Origin of the sequence: Enterobacter sp. A8 (assembly GCF_004296595.1) — a bacterium.
Lineage (GTDB): Bacteria > Pseudomonadota > Gammaproteobacteria > Enterobacterales > Enterobacteriaceae > Enterobacter > Enterobacter cloacae.
In genome coordinates, this window is record NZ_SCMF01000001.1 from 432397 (window position 1) to 449757 (window position 17361).

14 protein-coding genes and 1 pseudogene are annotated in these 17361 nt (G+C 53.4%); 8 read left to right on the forward strand and 7 right to left on the reverse strand.

What is annotated here, in order from left to right:
• Window positions 1–27: 27 nt before the first annotated feature.
• Together EQV24_RS02045 and EQV24_RS02050 are read left to right on the forward strand one after the other, a co-directional pair.
• Window positions 28–2208, forward strand: a pseudogene (locus EQV24_RS02045) (type I secretion system permease/ATPase).
• Window positions 2205–3380, forward strand: a complete 1176-nt coding sequence (locus EQV24_RS02050; RefSeq protein ID WP_028027873.1) for an HlyD family type I secretion periplasmic adaptor subunit — start codon at window positions 2205–2207, stop codon at window positions 3378–3380. The pseudogene EQV24_RS02045 and the gene EQV24_RS02050 overlap by 4 nt, the downstream one beginning before the upstream one ends.
• Before the next feature lie 40 nt (window positions 3381–3420).
• Here EQV24_RS02050 and EQV24_RS02055 read toward each other — a convergent pair whose 3' ends face one another.
• Window positions 3421–4305 (reverse strand): hypothetical protein, encoded by an 885-nt coding sequence (locus EQV24_RS02055; RefSeq protein ID WP_013096689.1) that lies wholly within the window; start codon window positions 4303–4305, stop codon window positions 3421–3423.
• Window positions 4306–4632: 327 nt separating this feature from the next.
• On the opposite strand from EQV24_RS02055, the gene EQV24_RS02060 reads away from it, so the two are divergent.
• Window positions 4633–6096, forward strand: coding sequence for an EAL domain-containing protein (locus EQV24_RS02060; protein WP_058651354.1), 1464 nt, complete (start codon window positions 4633–4635; stop codon window positions 6094–6096).
• A 27-nt stretch (window positions 6097–6123) separates the two neighbouring features.
• On the opposite strand, the gene EQV24_RS02065 is transcribed toward EQV24_RS02060, so the two are convergent.
• The 3 genes from EQV24_RS02065 to EQV24_RS02075 form a co-directional block, all read right to left on the reverse strand.
• Window positions 6124–6396 (reverse strand): CsbD family protein, encoded by a 273-nt coding sequence (locus tag EQV24_RS02065; RefSeq protein WP_013096686.1) that lies wholly within the window; start codon window positions 6394–6396, stop codon window positions 6124–6126.
• A gap of 106 nt (window positions 6397–6502) precedes the next feature.
• Window positions 6503–7171 carry an epoxyqueuosine reductase QueH gene (locus tag EQV24_RS02070; RefSeq protein ID WP_130626090.1) on the reverse strand — a complete coding sequence of 223 codons (669 nt, stop codon included), beginning with the start codon at window positions 7169–7171 and terminating at the stop codon, window positions 6503–6505.
• Window positions 7172–7254: 83 nt separating this feature from the next.
• Complete coding sequence (locus tag EQV24_RS02075; protein WP_029883812.1) at window positions 7255–7731, reverse strand: GNAT family N-acetyltransferase; 477 nt, start codon at window positions 7729–7731, stop codon at window positions 7255–7257.
• A gap of 81 nt (window positions 7732–7812) precedes the next feature.
• On the opposite strand from EQV24_RS02075, the gene EQV24_RS02080 reads away from it, so the two are divergent.
• Together EQV24_RS02080 and EQV24_RS02085 are read left to right on the forward strand one after the other, a co-directional pair.
• Window positions 7813–8742: a LysR family transcriptional regulator gene (locus EQV24_RS02080; protein WP_130626091.1), complete on the forward strand. Its 930-nt coding sequence runs from the start codon at window positions 7813–7815 to the stop codon at window positions 8740–8742.
• 72 nt (window positions 8743–8814) lie between these two features.
• Window positions 8815–9102, forward strand: coding sequence for a hypothetical protein (locus tag EQV24_RS02085; RefSeq protein WP_130626092.1), 288 nt, complete (start codon window positions 8815–8817; stop codon window positions 9100–9102).
• 246 nt (window positions 9103–9348) lie between these two features.
• Here the strand turns inward: EQV24_RS02085 and iraM are convergent, their stop codons facing one another.
• Window positions 9349–9777 carry an anti-adapter protein IraM gene (iraM, locus tag EQV24_RS02090; RefSeq protein WP_347812667.1) on the reverse strand — a complete coding sequence of 143 codons (429 nt, stop codon included), beginning with the start codon at window positions 9775–9777 and terminating at the stop codon, window positions 9349–9351.
• 516 nt (window positions 9778–10293) lie between these two features.
• Between iraM and EQV24_RS02095 the strand changes: the two genes are divergently transcribed.
• The 3 genes from EQV24_RS02095 to EQV24_RS02105 all read left to right on the forward strand — a co-directional run bounded on the left by EQV24_RS02095 (window position 10294) and on the right by EQV24_RS02105 (window position 13571).
• On the forward strand, window positions 10294–10569 hold the full coding sequence (locus EQV24_RS02095; protein WP_013096678.1) for a metal/formaldehyde-sensitive transcriptional repressor: 276 nt from the start codon (window positions 10294–10296) through the stop codon (window positions 10567–10569).
• Window positions 10570–10600: 31 nt separating this feature from the next.
• Window positions 10601–11719: an S-(hydroxymethyl)glutathione dehydrogenase/class III alcohol dehydrogenase gene (locus EQV24_RS02100; protein ID WP_023619503.1), complete on the forward strand. Its 1119-nt coding sequence runs from the start codon at window positions 10601–10603 to the stop codon at window positions 11717–11719.
• Between the two features lie 160 nt (window positions 11720–11879).
• On the forward strand, window positions 11880–13571 hold the full coding sequence (locus EQV24_RS02105; RefSeq protein WP_038419375.1) for a methyl-accepting chemotaxis protein: 1692 nt from the start codon (window positions 11880–11882) through the stop codon (window positions 13569–13571).
• A gap of 81 nt (window positions 13572–13652) precedes the next feature.
• Here the strand turns inward: EQV24_RS02105 and EQV24_RS02110 are convergent, their stop codons facing one another.
• A complete protein-coding gene (locus tag EQV24_RS02110; RefSeq protein WP_045293990.1) occupies window positions 13653–16037 on the reverse strand; it encodes a glucose/quinate/shikimate family membrane-bound PQQ-dependent dehydrogenase in 2385 nt (794 codons plus the stop codon).
• A gap of 266 nt (window positions 16038–16303) precedes the next feature.
• Window positions 16304–17227 carry a LysR substrate-binding domain-containing protein gene (locus EQV24_RS02115; RefSeq protein ID WP_014831860.1) on the reverse strand — a complete coding sequence of 308 codons (924 nt, stop codon included), beginning with the start codon at window positions 17225–17227 and terminating at the stop codon, window positions 16304–16306.
• Between the last annotated feature and the right edge of the window lie 134 nt (window positions 17228–17361).

A 17361-nucleotide genomic window follows, 5' to 3' on the forward strand; every position in this document is an offset into this window, starting at 1 on the left:
TAGACGACTTGCGTTAACCCGGAGATTATGAAGACACATCCACAGTACGAACCCTGGTTGCAGGGCATGCTCACCATCGCGAAGCACTATCGGCTGGATTTTTCGGCGGAGCATGTTCGGGTCACGATTAACCATGAAAGCCAGTCCCCGCGCCAGCTGGTGCTGGAGGAGATGGCGCGCCAGCTTGGGCTTGGGATGCGTAAGGTGGAAGCAGACGCCGTCTCCCTCGACCCGTGGCGTTTACCGCTGCTGGCGGAGTTCACTGGCGGACAGATCGCGGTTATTAACCGCATGGACAACGACGGCAACGTCAGCCTGCAGTTCAGCGGCGATGGCGGGCTGGAGACAACATTAACGCGGGAAGCGCTCGGCGCACGGCTGAAAAAGCTGCTGGTGTTGCGCCCGCTCGAATCCACGCCGGATGCCCGCGTGGATGATTACATCAAACCCTATGAGAAAAACTGGTTCTGGCAGCTGGCGCTGAAAGACTGGCGACGCTACAGCGACATCATGCTGGTGGCGCTGGTCGCGAACGTGCTGGCGCTCTCCGGCATGGTCTTCTCCATGCAGGTGTACGACAGGGTGGTGCCGTCGCAGTCTGAAGCCACGCTGTGGGTGCTGTTTGGCGGCGTCATGCTCGCCATCGTGTTCTAATTCATTATGCGTATGCTGCGCGTGCATATTTCGGATGTGGTGGGTAAGCGGGCGGATCTGCGGATCTCCGAGCGGGTGTTTGCTCACGCGCTGCGGATCAAAAACGGCGCGCGCTCTAAATCGACCGGGTCGTTTATCGCCCAGATCCGCGAGCTGGAGTCGGTGCGCGAGCTGATTACCTCCACCACCATTGCGGCGATTTCCGATCTGCCGTTCTTCCTGCTGTTTGTGTTCATTCTGTGGATGATTGGCGGTCCGCTGGTGCTGGTGGTTCTGCTTGCTGTGCCGCTGCTGCTGATCCCGGGCCTGCTGGTACAGCGCCCGCTGGGAAAACTCTCCAGCGAAGGGATGCGCGAATCCGCCATTCGTAACGCCACCCTGGTGGAGGCGGTACAGGGCATTGAGGACATCAAGCTGATGCGCGCCGAACAGCGTTTTCAGAATCAGTGGAATAACACCAACGATGTGGCGGCCACCGTCGGAATGAAACAACGCTGGCTGACCGGGCTGCTCCTGACCTGGACTCAGGAGGTACAGTCGATTGTTTACGCGGTTGTGTTGCTGGTGGGGTGCTATCTGGTCATCAGCGGTGACATGACCACCGGTGCGCTGGTGGGGACCTCGATTCTGGCCTCGCGCACCATCGCGCCGCTCTCACAGATTTCGGGCGTGCTGTCCCGCTGGCAGTCGGCGAAGGTGGCAAGAAAGGGCCTGGACGACCTGATGCAGCGCCCGATTGACGATCCTCAGCAGGGCAAAAAGGTGCATAAAGCCCATCTGCGCGGGAACTATACCCTCGACGACGTGGGATTCTGGTACGACGACGAGGAAAAACTGACCGTGCTGCACATCAGCAAATTGCAGATCCGCGCCGGCGAACGGGTGGCGGTGCTGGGGCGCAACGGCTCCGGCAAAAGTACCTTGCTGCAGCTTCTGGCCGGGATGCAGGAACCGCAGCAGGGAAGCATTCTGCTGGATGACATTGCCTTAAATCATCTCGACACCGCCGATGTGCGCCGGGATATGCAGCTGCTCAGCCAGCAGGCGCGGCTGTTCTTTGGCTCTGTGCGCGACAATATCCTGATGGGCAACCCGCTTGCTACCGACGAGGAGATCCATCAGGCGCTGGTGAACAGCGGTGCGCTGGAGTTCGTGCGTAAGCAGAAAATGGGGCTGAACTACCTCATCAATGAAGGGGGGGCCGGGTTATCCGGCGGCCAGCGACAGGCGCTGTTGCTGGCGCGCGCCCTGATCACGTCGCCCAATATTCTTCTGCTGGACGAGCCTACCGCCTGGCTGGATGAGATGAGCGAAAAGCAGTTCATTCAGCACTTACAGCAATGGCTGGGCAAGCGCCGGACGCTGGTGGTGGCAACACACCGGCTGCCGATTCTGGATCTGGTTGACCGCATCATCGTGTTGGAAAACGGCAAAGTGGTGATGGATGGCCCGCGCGACGCGATCCTGCGTCAGCACGGTATGGCGCCGCAAAAGGCAGCGCAGCGTACCGTGACCATGAAACCGGCGGCCGTGGCCGAGGAGGGAATGGCATGAATGATCTATCCCGCTATAACAGCCGCCTGAAAGAGCCGCGCCTGCCGCGCTCAACGTGGGTGGCCTGGTCGCTGTTCGCGCTACTTGCGGCGTTTATCGCCTGGGCGAGTCTGTTCCAGCTTGATGAAGTCACCACCGGCAACGGCAAAGTGATCCCGTCTTCTCACGAGCAGGTCATTCAGTCGCTGGAGGGGGGCATTATCCATAGCCTGCTGGTGCGCGAAGGTGACATCGTTGAACGTGGGCAGCGGCTGGCTCAGCTTGACCGCACCAAAACAGAATCCAGCGTGCTGGAGAGTGAGTCTCGTCTGAATGCCGCGTTGGCCACGGCTGCACGCCTGAAAGCGGAAGTCAACGACACGGAACTGACGTTTCCGGAAGAGCTGGATGACGACGTTGAACTGGTCAAACAGGAAACGGCGCTCTTCCAGTCCCGTCGCGAAAGCCTGGAAAAAGGGCTGGCCGGTTTGCGTCAGGGGGCTGAACTGGTCCAGCGCGAGCTGTCGTTAACCCGTCCGCTGGTCACTCAGGGGGCGGCGAGCAAGGTGGAGGTGTTACGTCTGGAGCGGCAAAAAAACGAGCTTGAGAACAAAATCACCGAAATGAAAAACCAGTATTACGTGCGCGCCCGTGAAGAGCTGGCGAAAGCGAATGCGGAGATCGAAGCCCAGCGCTCGGTCATGAAAGGGCGCGAGGATTCCCTGACCCGTTTGACCTTCAACGCGCCGGTGCGCGGGATTGTGAAGGACATCGACGTCACCACCGTCGGCGGCGTTATCCCCCCCAATGGGAAACTGATGAGCCTGGTGCCTCTTGACGATCAGATGGTGGTTGAAGCGAAAATTTCACCGCGTGATGTGGCGTTTATCCACCCCGGACAAAAAGCGCTGGTGAAAATCACCGCCTATGACTACTCGATTTATGGCGGACTGACGGGTGAGGTGACCATGATTTCACCCGATACCCTTCAGGATGAGGTCAAAAGAGACGTGTACTACTACCGCGTCTATATCCGTACTGACAGTAACCACTTGACCAATAAACAGGGCAAGGAATTTCCGGTATTCCCGGGGATGATTGCGACGGTGGATATTAAAACGGGCAGTAAATCCATTCTGGATTATCTGCTGAAACCACTCAATAAGGCGAAAGAGGCGTTGCGGGAACGCTGACGAACAGAAAAGGGCGCTCGGGAAACCGAACGCCCCAGGATTATACCGGGGAGGTTACGTCACCCCCCTGGCGTCGCTCCTTCGGAACCACGTTGATGTAATGCGTGACATAGGCAAAATATAACCCGGCATAATTTTCGACGAGCTGCATAAATGCAGGATAAATGGTCATGCGGCCATCCCCTCTGTCTTTAAGATAACCTGCTTCTTGCGCGGATTTAATAATGCGCGCCACGTGGATACGTGAGACAAAAAACGCTTTCGCCAGCGTGCCGGGCGAATAATCAATTATCGCGCCATGTGCAGTTTTGTTTTTAATAGCCTGCAAATATAAATACAGCATAATCATTCGCCCTCCATCTTTATCAATAAATAACCCCACTTCCGGTAACACGGCTTTGAAGGTTAATCCGCGAAACAGATACTCAGCCGCCCGGCGGAAAAAGTTATTTCTCAGAATATCGTTATCTAACAGGTTAAGGTCGATGTTAAATGTCGGGTAAAGAATACTGACGGGTATAAATGCGCCGCTCATGTAACGTTTTAGTTCATCCAGTCCTTTTTGCGTGGGGGCGATGCGCGTCTTTCGGCGATCCTCCATACAGCGCCAGGTCTTAATCCGCCCGGTAGTTCTCAGTAAGGTGATGATAGCAATAACGCTGTTGGGACTGGCGATTTTGTATCGCGAACATAATGCTTTTATCTCTGAAACAGATTCGGCCTGATTGCCGAATATAAAACAACACATGGCAAGAATAATATTGAACCGTGATTCCTGGAGCATTGTTTTGTAGAACAAGGGTTGTTTTTTATAGATGCTGTCATTGATTTTGTAGTGTTCTATTATTGCCTCGCTAAACCGCGGGTTGTTCTTAATAACATCCCTTCGATGTAGCAAGGCCCTGGATGAGATATGATTATCCATAGCATTTTCTCTTTTTGAGCAAGCCGACGTAATGAAGTGTCCAGACTTCTTTTTCGGAATTTTCATTATACCTTGCAGGGAAAACATTTTCCGTCGTTATTTGCAAAGATTGTTATATTTGCACAGCATATGGATCCAGGCGGTGATTAACGCAAAGATGTTGCAGGGCGAGACGTTGATAACGGTTTATTAACCTATGGTGGTAAGATAAAATTAACCTGTTACGCAGGTTATATTCAGGCTTGTGACATTTCCGCATGTTTTTAGTCTCGATGTGCTGGTCATTATTGACCAGGGCAACGGTGTTTTTGTACCCAGGAGCGCATTATGATTCAAAACAATTCTCACAATAATCATGATTGTCATGCACAGGAATTTGTTATTTCAGCCTGCAGTTTTACGTTCCAGGGGTACCGTCTGTTACTGAAAGAGCAGGGAGGGTTGGCGTCACAGGTGCGTTTTGAGGATGACGTCGCAAATCGGGAAGATGTCTACACTATTATCAAAAATCAGGACGCTAAAATTACGGTCTTTCTCGGGGAAGAGATCGTGGATCTTTTGCAGAGCCTCAGGCACCTTGCCGATCTTCTTAACACACTTCCCGTCATCCGCCCGGTCACTCTGTATGGCAATATACCTGACAGTTGGCTGTACGGGACCTTGCGTAGTTTATTGAATAACAATCAAAAATTATCTCTGATCCGCATCGCCAACAGCGGCGATATTATTGCGCGTGTTCAGAAAAAAAATGACGCATGCAGGGACAGATCTCGCTCATTGCAGGATCATCATGCGGACTGTAGCTTTAAAGACCGTCAAAAAGGGCTCACAAACAGAGAACTTGATGTCTTATTAAATTTCTACCGGGGCATGTCGGTAAATAAACAGTGCAAAAAATTTGGGCTGACGAATAAAACGGTATATACACATCGCAAGGCCGGTTTAAGAAAGCTGCAATTAATCCAGTTGTGGTATAAAAATTCTCAGGGTTTTTCTGCGTCAGGGAGTGGGGAACGGCAGGGCAAAATAGAATCACTGTCCAGTACTGAGGTGGATGTCTTTAATGCGCTGCTTAAAAGGGAGATATTTCCTGCGTATCAAATCATCACCGATGAAAATAAAAAAGGTGTTGGGTTTGAGATTTTATTACGCTGGAACAAGAACGGTAAAATTATCAAGCCTGCCCATTTTCTTACCGGGGTGAAAAATCGTGAGCTATGGTTGAATATCACGGCGCTGGTGCTGCATGCCGCTGTTTCTGGCATCAACAAATATAACGGGAAATATTATTTTTCGGTGAATATACCGCCGGAACTCGCGGCCGGAAATGCCTTGCCCGAGATGGCCAAAAAAGCCATCAAGATGCTGCTCAAACCCCAGTGGGCCGGGAACCTGGTCTTTGAATTTGCTGAAGATATTGATGTGACCAAAGATAAAACCATCCCAGAAACCATGCGTCGCCTGCGCAGTACGGGGTGTCGGTTATTCCTGGATGATTGCTTCTCCAGCCATCAAACCATGTTTCCGGTGAGGCAGGTTCATTTTGATGGTTTAAAGCTTGACCGGGATATTGTCGGAAAGTTTGTCGCTAATGACAATGATTACAAACTTATCAAAGCGATTCAGATATACAGTGACATGACCGGCAGCGAATGTATTGCAGAGGGGGTGGATAGCGAAGAGAAATTTGAAAAGCTGGTGGCGTTAGGCGTAAAAAGTTTCCAGGGATATTATCTTTCCCGCGCCGTGAAAGAGGAGGAGTTAGATCGCATGGTAAGATTGTTTAGCTAATAAAATAAGGCCCCGTGGGGCCTGAGATTATTTACGGCCGAGTAACAGGCCCAGAACAATACCCACTGCACCAGCCGCAATCAGGCCGGTTAACGGGTTATTTCTGACTGCCTCAGTGACATCAGAAACGGCATCACTGGCCTGCGCAGCATATTTTCGTGCTGCCCCTTTCACCTGATGTTTAGGGGAGTCAACGAATTCACCAAACTGCTGCTGAGCAGAGCCCGTCAGTTCGTCGAGTTTATTTTTGGCTTTATCACCAGCATACTGTGCGTTTTTATCAGCGTCGAAATCAGACATTGTTACCTCCTTTTGTGGATAATTAAAGGATAGCCGCTATTTCAACATCTGAGAGCCGTAATGCGGATTCAGGCGCGTTTTAGGATATGTCTCCCTTCGCGCCGCCTTACTCTTCAGACTCGTCTTTGCCGTAAAACAGTTTGCCAATTTTGATGAGAGGACGCCCCTGCGACTTACGGTGAAGGTTGCTGTCACGCAGGGAATATACGCATCCGCAGTACTCCTGCTGATAAAACTGTTCGCGCTTGCTGATCTCAATCATCCGCGACGATCCGCCTTGCTTGCGCCAGTTATAATCCCAGTAGACCATGCCCGGATAGTGGGCTGCCGCGCGCTGACCACAGTCGTTGATCTGCTGCATATTCTTCCAGCGCGAGATGCCAAGGGAGCTACTGAACACACTGAAACCATTTTCCGCCGCGTATAACGCCGTGCGTTCGAAACGCATATCGAAACACATGGTGCAGCGGATCCCACGTTCAGGCTCCCATTCCATCCCTTTTGCGCGTTCAAACCAGTTGTCCGTATCGTAATCCGCATCAACAAAGGGCACGCCGTGTTTTTCCGCAAAACGAATATTCTCTTCCTTACGGATGAGATACTCCTTTTGCGGGTGGATATTGGGGTTATAGAAGAAGATGGTGTAATCAATGCCTGAGGCCTGAATGGCCTCCATTACCTCGCCGGAGCAGGGCGCGCAGCAGGAGTGCAGCAGCAGTTTGTCAGCGCCGTTTGGCAGGGTAAGTTGAGGACGAATGAAGGGGGCTGTGCTCATGGTATTCAACAATATGTTAATGAAATTTATGGAATTGTAGCATAGATCCCGCACAGCCGGGATCTCTGCACAGCGCGCGCCGTTTACCCGGCAAATTTCAGCAGCGCTTCTCCATCCAGGCGATAGCGCACCCACTCGGACTGCGGGAGCGCGCCAATGCTCAGGTAGAAGTCGATTGCCGGCTGGTTCCAGTCCAGTACGCTCCATTCCAGACGACCACACTGGCGTTTTACGGCGAGCTGCGCGATATGTTTCAGCAAGGCTCTTCCCGCGCCTTTACCGCGATAATCCGGGGATACATACAGGTCTTCCATATAGATACCGTTGCGGCCAAGCCAGGTTGAATAGCTGGTGAAGAACACGGCATAGCCAGCGATCTTACCTTCATACTCCGCGATCAGCGCTTCGGTTTTACTGTCTGCGCCAAAGAGGGTTTCGCGGATCTCGTCCGGCGTGGTGATCACTTCTTCCGGCGCTTTTTCATAGACCGCCAGCTCATAGATCATGGCGTAAATGGCCGCCGCATCCTCGGGGCGGGCCTGACGAATAGTAATGCTCATGGTATTTCCTGCATGTTTTGCGATTGATGGCGCTAAGCATACGGAGTATTGTCCAAGAATTAAGTGCAATGAAATCAACAAATGATGAATATTATGCATCCGGCCCTGAGACGCCTTGATCTAAACCTGCTGCCCGTTTTCGACGCCATTTACCGTCACCGTTCGGTTCGCCTGGCCGCCGATGAGTTAGCGATGAGCACATCGGCACTGAGCCATGCGCTGTCACGTTTGCGAACGACGCTGAATGATCCGCTATTTTTCCGGGAAGGGCATCGCATGTCACCCAGCGTGTATGCCACACAGCTCGCGCCGTCCATTGCTTCTGCTTTGTCGTTTCTTAATCATGAGCTTACCCCGCAGCCGGAGTTTGAAGCGGCCAAAAGTAGCGAGAGCCTGCACATTGCGATTACAGATTTTACCGCGCTTTGTATATTCCCGGCCCTGATGCACACGTTGCAGGATGCCGCGCCGGGTTTGCGTTTTGAACTGCGTTATCTGCCGCACAGCCCGGCGCTGACGGAGCTGCTGGCAGGCGAAGTGGATCTGGCGCTCGGTTTCAGCACGGCGGAGGAGATCCGCCATCCTGAACTGGAGGAGATAAGCTGGTTTGAAGATGAGTATGTGGTCATCAGCAACGCAAGCCGGACGCGTCTGACGCTGGAGGATTATCTCGCGGCCCGCCATCTGGTTGTCACCCCCTGGAATGAGAAGCAGGGCGTGCTGGATTTACGGCTGGAGGAGTTGGGCTATACCCGGCACATTGCAATCAAAACCCCGTCAATGCTCAGCGCACCGTTTATCGTTGCGCAAAGCGATCTGCTGATGGCCATTCCCCGGTATGCAGCCGAAAAGCTGAAGGCGGCCGTGAATATCAACATTTTTACCTTACCGTTCTCCATTCAAAAATTTGACGTGAAAATTTACTCCCATAAACGCAGCGGTCAGCGGGGCGCAACCCGCTGGCTGAAAGAAGAGTTGCAAAGATTAGCAAAAGAAATGAAGGCCGGGTAAGCGCAGCGCCAGTCGGCAGGAAGGGGCATGTCGTTGCGCGACTGCAATGACCGGTATCATCAGGAGACTGAAATGACATCAGATGTTAATGTTTTACTCAATAAAATCATTGAGTTGCTTGTTTCATGTAATGAAAGTGTTTGGTCAAAGAAACTCATCTATTTTCGCGAACAGCTGGACTCTGATTATGAGCAGGCCTTGTTAGGTATCAGGTCTATTTTCGCAGGGGCAGGGTCCTTTAACGACTTAATACTGCAAAATAACGGCAAAATGCTGCGAGAAGAGAACAACGCGCTTAATAGGTTACAAGATGAGCTATACAGCTTAACTAAAGCAGAGATCTCCGCGCGTAACATTTAAAGTTTAGTTAAAAGATGTGGTAGAAGACCTCTGCCACCAGGATGAATAAAAGTATAAATAATACCAAACCAAATGATTAATAACGTATGTTATCTGAGATATGGCCTCGCGCCTGCCGCAAGTCATCGACAGGCGCGCGGGGGCCGTAACTGATAGGGTTTCAGTTGGTATCTCAGTCTAATATATGTTAAGCATGCGGTCCCTGTAACAGGGGGCAGCGGATCCAAAAGCTAACTTATTAAATGATTAGCTATCGCGGGGCACTCTTATTATCAACGGGGTTGTCTCAAATCCGTGCGGGCATTTGCGCGCATTGCAATGCTCAGCGTATGAGCAGTCTTCAGAATCCAGGTTTTTATTAAAAGGACAGGCCATTTTGTTTTTTATTTCGTCCCACAGGTTCTCATTGTATGGCGAGACGTTATAAAGGGATATGTGGTTGAACACGCCATTTACAAAAATTCCATTTTTTGTTGTATGTATTCTGTCTCCGGGCAAAAGATAGATGTCACTCTCGTACCAAATTATTAATCTTAATAATTTCAAACCAACAATGTGCGAATAAACGATTCCTGTGTTAGGGCAAATGACAGAACTTAATACTCGCCACGACATCATACTCTTCTCCATAAGATATTTTTTACCTGGATTTAGGTTTAGCACGTGATTAGACATCAATCAATGTTGTAACTCATTGATATTGATCGTTATTTTAAGGTGTTGTGATTTTTCTCTATATATAACAATGGCTTGCGCAATATGGTTTCGATAATTATTTTGAATTATATATCTTACATCAAAGAGGAGTGGTTTGATTTTGACCGTTTACAGATTCTGAACGCCAAAAAATAAGATTTCGTAGAAGCCTTTATTATTAAGGAAAATTTAATCATGGCGGAAACCATTTCATTTCAACCTGTTACCAGGTTTAAGGTTTAGAAGGTTTTTTGAATTATTATCAATGCTGCTTATCGATTCCAGCGAATAAAGGGTACTGGTGACGCTTTTTTTTGGCTTAGCCATAGAAAATGGCTTAATTCGAATGTTGAGGCCAGCATTTCAAAGAGAAATTATTCAGAATTACTTATGTATGATAATGCGCTTCAAGAGCCTGATAACCCTATGAAAGCTGTTGTTTACATAATGTTGCTTTAAGGGGTACCATACCCCCCTATAGTATCAGGAGGCCGTATGCCGCACTCACCCGAAGATAAAAAACGTATCCTCACTCGCGTTCGTCGCATTCGGGGCCAGGTTGATGCCCTTGAACGCGCGCTGGAGTCGGGCGACCCCTGTCTGGCCATCCTGCAGCAAATTGCCGCCGTGCGCGGTGCTGCCAATGGCCTGATGGGCGAAATGGTCGAAATTCACCTCAAAGATGAGCTGGTAACGGGGGAAACCACGCCGGATCAGCGAGCCGTGCGCATGGCAGAAGTCGGCCATTTGCTGCGCGCTTATCTAAAATAAACCCACACACCACACAATAAGGGAAGACACTATGAAATCTCGCGCAGCCGTCGCATTTGGCCCTGGCCAGCCGCTCAAAATCGTTGAAATCGACGTTGCACCGCCGAAGAAGGGCGAAGTGCTGATCAAAATTACCCATACCGGGGTGTGCCATACCGATGCCTTTACGCTGTCGGGCGACGATCCGGAAGGCGTTTTCCCGGCGGTGCTCGGCCATGAAGGGGGCGGTGTGGTGGTGGAAGTGGGCGAAGGCGTGACCAGCCTGAAGCCGGGCGACCACGTGATCCCGCTGTACACTGCAGAATGCGGCGAGTGTAAGTTCTGTAAATCCGGTAAGACCAACCTCTGCCAGGCGGTTCGCGCCACCCAGGGCAAGGGCCTGATGCCGGACGGTACCACCCGTTTCTCCTACAACGGCGAGCCGGTTTACCACTACATGGGCACCAGCACCTTCAGTGAATACACCGTTTGCGCGGAGATCTCACTGGCGAAGGTGAACCCGCAGGCGCCGCTGGATAAAGTCTGTCTGCTGGGCTGCGGCGTCACCACTGGGATTGGGGCAGTACACAACACGGCCAAAGTGAAAGAGGGCGACACCGTGGCGGTGTTCGGTCTTGGCGGGATTGGTCTGGCGGTGATTCAGGGCGCGGTCCAGGCGAAGGCCGGGCGGATCATCGCGGTCGATACCAACCCGGAGAAATTCAAACTGGCGGGTGAAATGGGCGCGACCGATTTCGTGAACCCGAAAGATCACGAAAAACCGATTCAGGAGGTCATTGTTGAGATGACCGACGGCGGCGTGGACTTTAGCTTCGAATGTATCGGCAACGTGAACGTGATGCGTTCTGCGCTTGAATGCTGCCACAAAGGCTGGGGCGAGAGCATTATCATCGGCGTGGCCGGTGCGGGCCAGGAGATCAAAACCCGTCCGTTCCAGCTGGTAACCGGGCGCGTATGGCGTGGCTCAGCGTTCGGCGGCGTGAAAGGGCGCACGCAGCTGCCGGGGATGGTTGAAGATGCAATGGCCGGGAAAATCCAGCTCGATCCGTTCATTACCCACCGTTTACCGCTGGAGCAGATCAACGAGGCGTTCGATCTGATGCATGAAGGTAAATCCATTCGTACCGTTATTCATTTCGGCGACAAGTAACTCTTACGCCAGCGGTTTTTCGCCGCTGGCGTTTCTTTAATAATCTTCTCTAAAGTGTGACCAGTGCGGCGTTTTTAGCCGTAATCTAAATCTCAGCCGTGCCGATGACTATTTAACAGGCGTGTTTTTACGCATCTTACCTACAAGAGAGTCGACGGTCATGGACAACACTACTTCGATGCCAGCGCAGCGCAAGCTGGGCTTCTTGCATCACATCAGGCTGGTTCCGCTGTTTTCCTCCATTCTCGGTGGCATTATTCTGCTATTTGCCTTGAGCGCAGGTCTGGCGGGGTATTTCCTTTTACAGGCCGACACCGATCAGCAGGATGTCACGTCTGAAATTCAGGTGCGTATGGGGCTGTCGAATAGCTCAAACCATCTGCGAACCGCGCGTATCAATATGATCCACGCCGGGGCGGCGAGCCGTATCGCGGAAATGGATGCGATGAAGCAAAACATCGCTGAGGCGGAAAAACGGATCAAACAGTCTCAGGAAGGGTTTAATGCCTACATCAATCGCGCGGTTCGTACGCCTGAGGATGAAGCGCTGGATGCCGATCTGAAAACACGCTATGACGCCTATATCGCAGGCCTGCAGCCGATGCTTAAGTTTGCTAAAAACGGCATGTTTGAAGCCATCATTAACCATGAAAACGAAAGCGCCCGCCCGCTGGATGATGCCTACAACGCCGTGCTGCTGAAGGCGATAAAGATCCGCACCGAGCGCGCGAACGCCCTGACGGTTAAGGCACACAGCCGCACCCAGCTGGGTCTGATGTTTATGGTGGGCGCGTTTGCCCTGGCGCTGGTGCTGACGGCCATGACCTTTGTCGTGCTGCGTCGCACGGTTATCACCCCGTTGCAGCGCGCCGCGAAACGCATTGAAAATATCGCCAAAGGCGACCTCACCATGCCGGACGATGTGGCCGGACGCAGCGAAATTGGCCGCCTGACGCGCGACCTGCAAACCATGCAGCACTCGCTGGAGAACACTGTCGGTACCGTGCGTCAGGGGGCGGAAGAGATCTATCGTGGCACCAGCGAAATCTCCGCAGGCAACACCGACCTCTCTTCCCGTACCGAGCAGCAGGCGGCTGCCATTGAGCAGACGGCAGCCAGCATGGAACAGCTCACCGCAACGGTGAAACAGAACGCCGATAACGCGCACCATGCCAGCAAGCTGGCGGAAGATGCCTCCGGTAAAGCCAGTCGTGGCGGCCAGATGGTCTCCGGGGTGGTTAAAACCATGGGCAATATCTCTACCAGTTCGAAGAAGATCTCTGAAATTACCGCCGTGATTAACAGTATCGCCTTCCAGACCAATATTCTGGCGCTTAACGCGGCGGTAGAAGCAGCGCGTGCGGGTGAGCAGGGGCGCGGGTTTGCCGTGGTGGCAAGCGAAGTTCGTACTCTGGCAAGCCGCAGTGCGAATGCCGCCAAAGAGATCGAAAGCCTGATCAACGAATCCGTTTCGCTGATTGACCAGGGCTCGGGTGAGGTCGTCGCCGCCGGTAATACCATGAATGAAATCGTCGAAGCGGTTAAACGCGTCACGGACATTATGCTGGAGATCGCTGCCGCGTCTGATGAACAGAGCCGTGGTATTGAGCAGGTGAGCCAGGCGATTTCTGAGATGGATAAAGTGACCCAGCAGAACGCCTCGCTGGTGGAAGAGGCTTCCGCCGCGGCGGCGTCGCTGGAAGAACAGGGCGCGCGTCTGACCGAGGCGGTGGGTGCATTTCGACTGAGCGGCGCGAAGCAAGGCCGGGCGGCAACGTCTGCGCCAGTGGCGAAGAATGCGCCGCTGCGTCCGGCGGCAGCGGTTTCCGGGGATAACTGGGAGACGTTCTGAGTGGCGTGTTGTGTCGGGTGGCGGCTTCGCCTTACCCGACCTACAAATAAAAAGGGACCTTTCGGTCCCTTTTTTCATCGCTTACTTTTTATCGGGTAACGCATACGCGATAACGTAATCACCGCGATCCGGTGACTGGCGGGCGCCGCCAGCGTTAATGACGATGTACTGTTTACCGGTTTTCGGTGAAACGTAGGTCATCGGCCCGGACTGGCTGCCGACCGGCAGACGGTCTTTCCAGATCTCTTTTCCGGTGGCGGTATCGAACGCGCGCAGGTAGAAATCCTGAGTGCCGGCAAAGAACAGCAGGCCAGACTGGGTGGAGAGTGACGCGCCAAGGGTTGGCATCCCGATAGGGATTGGCATGTGCATGCGAATACCCAGCGGGCCGGTATCTTCCACGGTGCCCACCGGAACCTGCCACACCAGCTTGCCGGATTTCAGGTCAACCGCGGACATCGTGCCAAACGGCGGTTTCTGGCATGGAATACCCAGCGGTGACAGGAAACGCTCGCGCATAGCGCCGAACGGCGTGCCGTCCATGGGCACAATACCCATCTCAATCCCGCTGGCGTCTTTCGCCACGCTGGCACGCGGTACCATGTAGTTGGCCAGACCCAGGCGCATATCGTTGACGAACATCAGCCCGTTGTTCGGATCGACCGAGACGCTGCCCCAGTTCATCCCGCCCAGTGAGCCAGGGAACTGCAGGGAACGATCGAGACCCGGCGGGGTAAAGACCCCCTGATGGCGCATCTCTTTAAACTGGATGCGGCACAGCAGCAGGTCGACAGGCGTCGCGCCCCACATGTCGGATTCGGTCAGGGTCTGGTTGCCAATCATCGGCATACCGACGGAATACGGCTGCGTCGGGGAGTAGCGTTCGCCCTGCACGTTACCCGCCGGGACCGGACGTTCTTCCACTTTCGCCACCGGTTTGCCGGTTTCGCGGTTGAGCATAAAGATCATGCCCTGTTTACTGGTCTGCACCAGTACCGGCGTGGTTCCGCCTTTACCGTCTGGCAGATCGTACAGCAGCGGTTGAGAAGGCAGATCGAAGTCCCACAGGTCGTGATGGGTGGTCTGGAAATGCCAGCGGACCTGGCCGGTGGTGGCATCAACGGCAACGATGGAGGAGCTGTATTTATCATCAAGCGCGGTGCGTTCTCCGGCCCAGAAATCTGGCGTGGCATTACCGGTTGGCAGGTAAATCAGGTTCAGTTTTGCGTCATAGGACATTGCAGACCAGACGTTCGGTGTACCGCGCGTGTAGGTCTGGCCTTCCGGCGGCAGGCCGGTCAGGTTCGGATTACCCGGATCCCACGCCCAGGCCAGTTTACCGGTATGAACGTCATAGGCGCGCACCACGCCCGGCGGTTCGCCGGTGGAGAAGTTATCCGCCACGCGTCCGCCGACCACCACCACGTTTCCTGCCACAAGCGGCGTGGAGGTTTGCTGATAGTAGCCCGGTTTAATCTCACCCATACCCACGCTCAGATCCACGGTACCTTTGTCACCAAAGTCTTCGCAGGCTTTACCGTTATCGGCGTTGATGGCAATCAGGCGGGCATCGGTGGTGGGCAGGAACAGACGGCGCGGACAGGCGGCGGGCTGCGCATCAGCCTGTGACGTTGTCACGTTTTGTGAATCTTCAAAATAGCCCAGCCCACGGCAGCGCTGCCAGTTCGGGGCCGTGGCTTTGGCGTCGTAACGCCACTTCTCTTTCCCGGAATCTACATCCAGCGCCAGCACTTTGCTGTACGGCGTACAGACGTAGAGCGTGTCGCCAATCTGCAGCGGCGTGTTCTGGTCTTCCGCACCGGAGCCGTTGCTCTGGGGGATATCCCCGGTATGGGCAACCCACGCGACTTTCAGCTCGTTAACGTTCTGCTTGTTAATCTGGTCAAGGGCCGCAAAACGATCCCCGTGGGTGGTGTTACCCCAGTGTTCCCAGTTCTTCTGCTGTTCGCCAGCCGCGACCGGTTTCACCGGCACCGGCTCATTCGCCGCCACCAGCGTTTGGGGTATAAACATCCAGCCCAGGCTGACAAGCATTGCCACGGCGAGCAGCGCCGCCACGCCAAAGGCCGGGCCTTTTTTCACTGGCGTCGCACGGTTTGCCGCACGCAGGAACGGCCAGACGAGGGCACAGAGGAATGCCAGAACCGCAAAGGTGAAGAGGCGTGAGAAGAGCGGCCAGAAATCCCAGCCGGCATCGCTTACCGCCCAGAACAGCGACGCGATAAACGCGATGCCATACAACACAATCCCGCTGCTGCGGTTGATGAAAATCAGGATCGCGGCAATCACCATTACCACGCCCATGATCAGGAAGTATCCACTTCCGCCTACGGTGACGAGTTTAAAACCCAACCCGCCAACGGCCAGACCGACGATCGCCATCAGTCCGGCAAGGAGCCACTGCAGGATACGGGGTATCCCACGTGGCGCGCTGCCAAATGCCATCTCTTTCTCCTTAAGATCCCCCGCTGCACAGCACGACAACGTGCCGGAAGTGTACCAGGTGGGTAATAAATGCAGTGGGAATAATGATTAATACGCTTGAATTCGGGGTTGATAAAATATTTACGAACCATTTGGTGAATTCGTCGCTATGATAAAACTGTTAAATTGTTTTGCGCAATTGTTAATAAATGATTTCGCATTAAATGATTAGAACGCAGGAATGACCCTCGCCCCGGGGGGAGAGGGTCAGGGCAAGGGGAAAGGAATCAGGCAGGCATCGATTTACGTATCGCGCTCAGTAGCGTCTGTGCACCTGAGGAGAGCGGCGTATCAACGCGGGTTAAAATGCCAATCGGTTCGCCGGCGCCGGGCGAGGTCACCGGCAGTGCGGTGAGCGTGCCCTGGCGTAAATCATCTTTGACCGCACCGGAGGGGACGAACCAGACGTAGTCATAATCCACGGTAAGCTGGCGTGACAGGGAAGCGGACAGGGTTTCAATACAGCCTGTCGGCAGCGTACAGCCCTGCATCTGCAGTAACGTTTCGGCATTTTGCCGTGGAACCGTACCTTTCGGTGACACGACCACCGGCCACTCCATCACCCGGCTTAGGGTGACCGTATCCTGCAACAGAGGATGGTTAGGGCGTACCACCAGCTTCAGGGATTCCAGGAACAGCAGTTCATAATTCAGACCCACCATCAGTTCGGGATCTGACATCCGTCCGATACCCAAATCCAGCTCGCCGGATTTCAGCCCCGCAAGCAGCATGGTGTTATTCATGGTGGCGACCTGCAGGGTCGTATGTTTTTGCTGTTTGTGAAACTGACCGATCACCGGCGGCAGAATGCCCAGCGCCGCCGTCGGCAGGGCACCCACGCGGACAATCTCGTGCGTCTGCTCTTCTTTACGGTTTAGCGCCTGTCCGGCGGTATTGAGCGCATCAAGCACTTTGACTGCATGGGTCAGAAACTGCTCCCCGACCAGGGTCAGTTGTGCGCCCAGACGGCCGCGATCGAACAGACGGGCACCGGTCAGTTGTTCCAGCTCGTTAAGCGTTTTTGAGAGAGCAGGCTGGCTCAGGTTAAGGGTTTCAGCCGCACGCCCCAGCGTTCCCTGTTGAGCGACGGCCACAAATGTATGCAAATGGCGCAAGCGTATGCGCTGACTGAACAGACCATTTTTTTCCATAGGCGATGTTAAAAACAGAGCGATGCGGGTGACAAGCTAAGTTGTTTAATTTTGATAACTTGATAGCAAAATATTTTTAACATTTGATCTATTTGAGTTACAACATGTTTTTGGCGGGGGGCTGAACGTCCTTG